The sequence below is a fragment of the Brevundimonas sp. genome (assembly GCF_036405315.1).
Classification (GTDB): domain Bacteria; phylum Pseudomonadota; class Alphaproteobacteria; order Caulobacterales; family Caulobacteraceae; genus Brevundimonas.
Genome location: NZ_DASWXW010000157.1, coordinates 1 through 6551, shown reverse-complemented (window position 1 = coordinate 6551; position 6551 = coordinate 1). Strand labels below are relative to the sequence as shown.

Sequence of the window (6551 nt, the reverse complement as noted above, 5' to 3'; positions counted from 1 at the left end):
GCCTTGGACTGGAACGTCTTGATGACGTGCTCCAGACGGCGGCGCACCTCGCGCTCGGCCTCGGTTGCTCCATCCAGCGCCAGAGGCGCCAGACAGAAGTCGATGATGGCTTGCGGTCTGCTGAGCGGTTCCATGACGTATCCTTTCCTATGAGGCGTGGAACTCAGGCGGCGTGAAACTGGGCGGTCTCGGTCGAGTCCTTCAGGGCCGTGGTCGAGGACTGGCCGTTCGAGATGACCGTGGCGACCTGATCGAAGTAGCCGGTGCCGACTTCGCGCTGATGACGGGTGGCGGTGTAACCCGCCGCCTCGTTCGAGAACTCGCGCTGCTGCAACTCGGAATAGGCCGCCATGCCGCGATCGCGATAGCCGTCGGCCAGCTCGAACATGGAGTTGTTCAGGCTGTGGAAGCCGGCCAGGGTCACGAACTGGAACTTGTAGCCCATGGCCCCCAGCTCGCGCTGGAACTTGGCGATGGTGGCGTCGTCCAGCTTGGCCTTCCAGTTGAAGGAGGGCGAGCAGTTGTAGGCCATCAGCTTGCCCGGATGCGCCTTCTGGATCGCCTCGGCGAACTTCTTGGCGTCGTCCAGATCGGGGTGCGAGGTTTCCCACCACAGCAGGTCGGCGATGTTCGCATACGAAAGCCCGCGCGCGATGCAGTGGTCCAGGCCCGTGCCTTCCTTCAGGCGGAAGAAGCCCTCGGGCGTGCGGTTGTCGCGGTCGATGAAGGGCTGGTCGCGCTCGTCGATGTCCGAGGTGATCAGCTGGGCGCTCTCGGCGTCGGTGCGGGCGACGGTGATGGTGGGCGTGCCCATGACGTCGGCGGCCAGACGGGCGGCGACCAGGTTGCGGATATGGGCCTGGGTCGGGATCAGGACCTTGCCGCCCAGGTGGCCGCACTTCTTCTCGCTGGCCAGCTGATCCTCGAAGTGGACGCCCGCGGCGCCCGCCTCGATGAAGGCCTTCATGATCTCGAAGCTGTTCAGCGGGCCGCCGAACCCGGCCTCGGCGTCAGCGACGATGGGGGCGAACCACTCGCGCTTGGCGCCGCCCTCGGCGTGCTCGATCTGGTCGGCGCGTTGCAGGGTGCGGTTGATGCGGCGGCACAGCTCCGGCGCGGCGTTGGCCGGATACAGCGACTGATCCGGGTACATGGCCCCGGCGGTGTTGGCGTCGGCGGCGACCTGCCAGCCCGACAGATAGATGGCCTTCAGACCGGCGCGAACCATCTGCATCGCCTGATTGCCGGTGACGGCGCCCAGGGCGTTGATGAAGGGCTCGGTGTGCAGCAGCTCCCACAGGCGGTTGGCGCCGCGCTCGGCCAGGGTGTGCGTGATCGGCACCGAGCCGCGCAGGCGCAGGACGTCCTCCGGCGTATAGGGGCGTTCGATGCCGTCGAAACGGCCGGCGGGCGAAGGAACCAGATCGGCGAAGGTCGTCATGTTCGTCTCGGCTTTGAAAGGGCGCGGCCCCAAGAAGGAAGAATGGGCCGCCGTCCCGAAGACCTGAACACGTCATCGTCACGAATGACACAGATTGACCCTCATCATTCAAGTCAAACAGTCACATCATGACACTTGCACACAGGTCATGATGTGACATGATCGCGCCATGAACGCCGCCGCTGATCGCAAACTCTTCCTCGGCGGCCGCCTGAAGCGGCTGAGGCGCGACCTCGGCCTGTCGCAAACAGCGATGGCCGGCGATCTGGCCGTCTCACCCTCCTACCTGAACCATATCGAGCGCAACCAGCGCCCCGTCTCGGCCCAGCTGCTGCTGCGTCTGGCCGAAACCTATGACGTGGACCTGAGGAACCTGGGCCAGTCCGGCGGCCCCGCGTCCGAGGCCGAACTGTCCGAGATCTTCGCCGACCCCCTGTTCCAGGGCCTGGCTGTGCCGCGCCACGAGATCGTGCAACTGGCCGAGGATCAGCCCGCCGCCGCCGACGCCATCCTCAGGCTCTATCGCGCCTTCTCCGACCGGCGCGTGCGCGATCGGGCCGAGGCCGAGGTCGCCGGCGCCGCCTCCCCCGCCGACAGCCCGTCCGAATGGGTGCGCGAATACGTTCAGGCCCGCCACAACCACGTCCCCGAGCTGGATGCCCTGGGCGAAGCCCTGCACGACGCCCTGAGGGCCGAGGCGTCTTCGCCCGACGAAAGCTTCGAGGCCCTGGCCCGCGCGCGGCTGTTCGCCCGTCATGGCCTGACGGTCCGCACCCTGCCCGCCGAGGTCATGGTCGAATGGACCCGCCGCTTCGATCCGCACCGGAGTCGGCTGCTGCTGTCCGACACCCTAGGGCCGTCCTCGCGCGCCTTCGCCGTCGCCTGCCAACTGGCCCTGATGGAGCACGGCGCCGAACTTCAGGCCCTGACCGAGGCGGCCAAGGCCCCCGACGCCCCGACGCGCAACCTGCTGAAGACCTCGCTGACCAACAGCCTGGCCGCCGCAATCCTGATGCCCTACGCCGCCTTCCAGCGCACGGCGGAAGAAACCGGCTATGACCTGGCGCGACTGCAGGCCCGGTTCGGCGTAGGTTTCGAGCAGGCGGCCCACCGGCTGACGACGCTGTCACGCCCGACGGCGCGCGGCGTGCCCTTCTTCCTGATGCGAGTGGATCAGGCGGGGAATGTGTCGAAGCGCTATGCCTCGGGCGCCTTTCCCTTTTCGCGCTTCGGCGGGGCCTGCCCGCGCTGGCGCCTGCACTCGGCCTTCCGCACGCCGGGCCGGATCGTCACCCAGATCATCGAGACTCCCGATGGCGGCCGCTGGTTCACCCTGGCCCGCACGGTGGACCGCCAGGGCCAAGACGCCTTCACCGAGGGCCAGGACCTGGCCATCGGCCTGGGCTGCGAGCTGAAACACGCCCACCGCCTGATCTATGCGCGCGGTCTGGACCTTCAGAAGCCCGAGGTCACGCCGATCGGGCCCGCCTGTCGTCTATGCGAACGCCACCCCTGCGCCGAACGCGCCGCCCCGCCGGTCGGGCGAGCCCTGACGGTCGATGACTGGTCGAAGTCGGTCAGCCCCTACCCCTTCGCCTGACGGCTCAGTGCGCCAGCAGCAGGGCCACCGGGCTTTCGGTGATCAGGGTCTGGGTCACGCCGCCGAAGATCCACTGGCGCATCCGGGCGTGGCCCCAGGCGCCGCTGACGATGGCTCCGGCCTTCATCTCGGCGGCGCAGTCCAGCAGGCGACGGCCCGCCGAACGGTCGTCGTGGGCGCGAGCCTCGGGCTCGACCCTGACGCCGTGACGCTTCAGCCAGGCCGCCACGTCGGCGGTGCGCAGCCGGGCGCCGTCCATGTCCTCGGGGTCGCACAGTTCCAGCACGCGCACGCTTTCGGCCTCGCGCAGCAGGGGGATGGCGGCCACCGCGGCCAGGCGGCTCTCGCGGCTGTCGGTCCAGGCCAGCAGGACCGGCGCGCCCGCGACGGCCCGCGTCGGGTTCGGCGGCACGATCAGGACCGAACGACCGGCCCGCATGGCCAGATCGGACGGAATGGGCGCGCGCCAGCCGCTGGCGTTGGCGGAGTCTCGCCCGACGATCACCACGTCGGCGGCGCGGGCGTGCTTGACCAGCTGGCTTGTCGGGTCGCCCACGTCGGCGCGCCATTCGCAGGACAGGTCCGCCCTGGTCGCAATCTCGCGGAACCGCTGCTCGGCGCCCTTCAGCGCGCTCTCCGCCCGTTCGTGCTGGGCCGTCAGCACCTCGCCCAGCAGGATGCCCGCGCCATAGGCGTCCGCCATAGGCGTCTCGGGCGCGCAGGCCGAGACGCCGATCAGATGAGCGCCATGCGCCTTGGCTAGATCGGCGGCCTGCTCGATCCGCTGGGTGTTGTCGGGCTCGTCGTCGACATAGACGATCAGGCTGGACCAGGTCATGGCGACCTCCTCTCGTTCCAGGAGGATAGAACGCCCGAGGCGAGTTTCGGTCCTTGATCCCGATCAAATAACGGCGATCAGATCAGCACGACCTTGCCGTTCTCGAGCCGGTGCGGGACGCCGGTCTTGCGGAACAGGCCGGCGATCTCGGCCGCCGGATCGGCCGCGCCCTGATCCAGCATCCGCGCGATGGTCTGAGCCAGGGACGGATCGCCCGAGACGCGGGTCAGGGCGTCCAGCCATTCGGCGCGGCTCAGCACCCGATCATCACGATTTTCATCCAGCAGCGGACGCAGGAAGTCGAACCAGTCGCCGCCGTCGCGCCGCTTCTGCGCCCCTTCCGCCGCCAGGGCGAAGACGGCGCCGCAGGCGTAGTAGGCCCGATGCTCCCCCCGCTCGCCCGCCTCGGCCACCGCCTTGTCGCGGGCCAGGTCGATGCAGTCGTCCACCTCGGTCTGCAGCTCTGCGCGGGCGTCATAGGCCGGGTCCAGCGCCTTGAAGCCGCGCACCGCCATCAGGTCGGCCCCGCCCTCGGTGATCCAGGCGTCGCGCGCGAACTGATAGCGCACCGCCTGTCCCAGCCAGAAGTGGGCGCTCTCATGGCCGATGAACCAGCGCGAACGTTCCAGCACCTCCTGACTGGGGTTCAGCACGCCGACGCCCTCGAACTTCATGACGATCAGGCCGGGCAGGACGCTGCCGCCCATGCTGGACAGGCGCGCGGTCGGGCCGTTCCAGCTGACCATGACGGTCGAGGTCTCGCTGCCGACGCCGGGCGGACCGAGACGGCGCAGGTAGTAGTCGTCGATGCGCGGGGCGAAGCTGCGAATCTCCTCGCCGATCCAGGGCGGCAGATTGGGGTCGATGACGGTCGTCAGTCCCTCGCTGGGCGTCACTCGCGCCTGACCCAGCAGGACGTAGGAGCGTTCGGTCGTGGTGGTCAGTGCGGCGCGGCGCTCGCCGTTGAACAGCACCGGCCCGGCCGTATCGCGCCAGGTCACGGCGGAGGGGCCGCCCTCCAGATCGACGCCGTTCAGGTCGGCGGGCATGGCCTCGGCCGCCTCAACGGACGACAGGGCGAAGACGTCGAACTGGCGCGTCGGCAGGGCCACGGCCCCGTCCGAGAAAGTCAGGGCGCCGTACTCGGCCTCCAGCTCCACAGCCCTGGGTCGAATCGAGAAGCGGACGTGACTCGGCACGGGGCCGCCGTCCGTGCTGCGGATCACGTCGTAATGGCCGCGTCGCTCCATGACGACGCCCGGTGTCTCGAGCGTCCATTGCCCGGGTCGCCATGGCTGGCGTCCATCGGCCATCAGGGCCGAATCCATGAAGGCCCAAACCGGCGCCGCGCGATGGAAGACATAGTCGACGGTCCAGCGGTCGCCGTCGCGCACGACCTCGACGCTCGGCGCGGCCCGCGCGTCCCAGGTCCCCGGCGGCAGCGGCGCGGCGGCGCAGGCGCCCAAGAGGGCTGTGGCCAAAAGGGTCGAGGCGGCGAGGGCTTTCAGACGCAAGGCGACGGGCTCCATACGGTTCAGCTGAAACATAGCCGCAACCGGGGCGGCGTCAGCTTACGGTTTGCTCAGGATTGCGCCTTCGACAGGGCGCGCCCAGCCGCCGCCAATTCGCCGGCCATGACCGCCTTCAGCCGCTGCGGCGCCTCGATGGTCGCCTGCTCGCCCCAGGTGAACAGGTGCCAGGCCAGTTCGCGCATGCCCGAGGCGCGGAACCGCACCAGCACCGATCCGTCCGCCTGATCCTCGATGGTCTGGGTCGGGTGCCAGCGCCAACCGCGCGCCTCGGCCGCGCCCTCGGGGGCGATGCGCAGGACCACCTCCTCGATCTCGTCCTGATAAATTCCGAAGGACTGGCTGGCGAAGGCGGCCAGGTCGAAGTCGGCGGGCGGCCGCGCCGTCCCCTCGCCCGCCTCGACCGAGGTCATGCGATCGAGACGAAATGTTTGAATGCGCCCGCTCTCGCGGTCCGCCGCCACCAGATAGTTGGCGCGCCCGAACATCAGGCCGCAGGGCGCCACGCTGCGGCTGCGCGCCTCGGCCCCCGGGCGGGCGTAGATGAAGCTGAGCGGCCGCTCGGCCAGGACCGCGCCGCGGATCTCGGCCAGCACCGTCTCGTCGGCGGTGGGACGCGGCCCGGCCTGGACGGCGATGGTCTCGGCCCGCACCAGGGCCTCCAGATCAGGGGCCATGCGGTTCAGGGTGGTCGAGCGCATGGCCGCCTTGACCTTGCGCTCCAGCCCCTCCAGCGCCGCCGCCCGCGCCGGTTCGCCCGCCGCCCGCAGGGCCGCCGCCGCCTTGGTCAGCTCCAGCATCTCGGTCGCGGTCGGGGCCTGTTCGAACGCCGACAGGCCGCCGCGAATGCGCCAGCGCTTGCTGGGCGGGTCGCTGATCTCCTCGACCTGCGGGAACAGCATCAGGACGGCGTCGCGCATCCGCTCGGCCGTGCGTCGCCCGACCCGCAGTTGTCCCGCCATCTCGTTCAGCGTCAGCCCCTCGGCGCTGGCCGCCATGCCGCGCGCCAGATCAATGACCATCGCCGCCTTGTCGTGCCGCAAGAAACTTCTCCACAGAGATACGTCCGAAACTGACGCAATGCTGTCGCATCCTCTCAACATCAGCAAGAGGCAATCGCTTCAGGAGATCACGACATGGCCT

At 69.4% G+C, this 6551-nt stretch carries 5 protein-coding genes; 1 reads left to right on the top strand and 4 read right to left on the bottom strand.

Translation table 11 applies throughout. From position 1 onward, the window contains the following. Positions 1–163: 163 nt before the first annotated feature. The gene (gene aceA, locus VGE49_RS09865; RefSeq protein ID WP_331034387.1) at positions 164–1441 is read right to left on the bottom strand and encodes an isocitrate lyase; all 1278 of its coding nucleotides are present in this window, start codon (positions 1439–1441) and stop codon (positions 164–166) included. A gap of 169 nt (positions 1442–1610) precedes the next feature. On the opposite strand from aceA, the gene VGE49_RS09860 reads away from it, so the two are divergent. Then, positions 1611–3041, top strand: a complete 1431-nt coding sequence (locus VGE49_RS09860; RefSeq protein WP_331034386.1) for a helix-turn-helix domain-containing protein — start codon at positions 1611–1613, stop codon at positions 3039–3041. Between the two features lie 4 nt (positions 3042–3045). Here the strand turns inward: VGE49_RS09860 and VGE49_RS09855 are convergent, their stop codons facing one another. The 3 genes from VGE49_RS09855 to VGE49_RS09845 form a co-directional block, all read right to left on the bottom strand. Next, a complete protein-coding gene (locus tag VGE49_RS09855; protein WP_331034385.1) occupies positions 3046–3879 on the bottom strand; it encodes a universal stress protein in 834 nt (277 codons plus the stop codon). A gap of 77 nt (positions 3880–3956) precedes the next feature. Beyond that, on the bottom strand, positions 3957–5393 hold the full coding sequence (locus tag VGE49_RS09850; protein WP_331034384.1) for a gluzincin family metallopeptidase: 1437 nt from the start codon (positions 5391–5393) through the stop codon (positions 3957–3959). A 68-nt stretch (positions 5394–5461) separates the two neighbouring features. Then, on the bottom strand, positions 5462–6451 hold the full coding sequence (locus tag VGE49_RS09845) for a WYL domain-containing protein (RefSeq protein ID WP_331034383.1): 990 nt from the start codon (positions 6449–6451) through the stop codon (positions 5462–5464). Positions 6452–6551: the final 100 nt, after the last annotated feature.

What these genes read in the sequence shown, in the direction of transcription:
- aceA (WP_331034387.1), bottom strand. Translation starts at nt 1,441, where the DNA reads ATGACGACCTTCGCCGATCTGGTTCCTTCGCCCGCCGGCCGTTTCGAC.
- VGE49_RS09860 (WP_331034386.1), top strand. Translation starts at nt 1,611, where the DNA reads ATGAACGCCGCCGCTGATCGCAAACTCTTCCTCGGCGGCCGCCTGAAG.
- VGE49_RS09855 (WP_331034385.1), bottom strand. Translation starts at nt 3,879, where the DNA reads ATGACCTGGTCCAGCCTGATCGTCTATGTCGACGACGAGCCCGACAAC.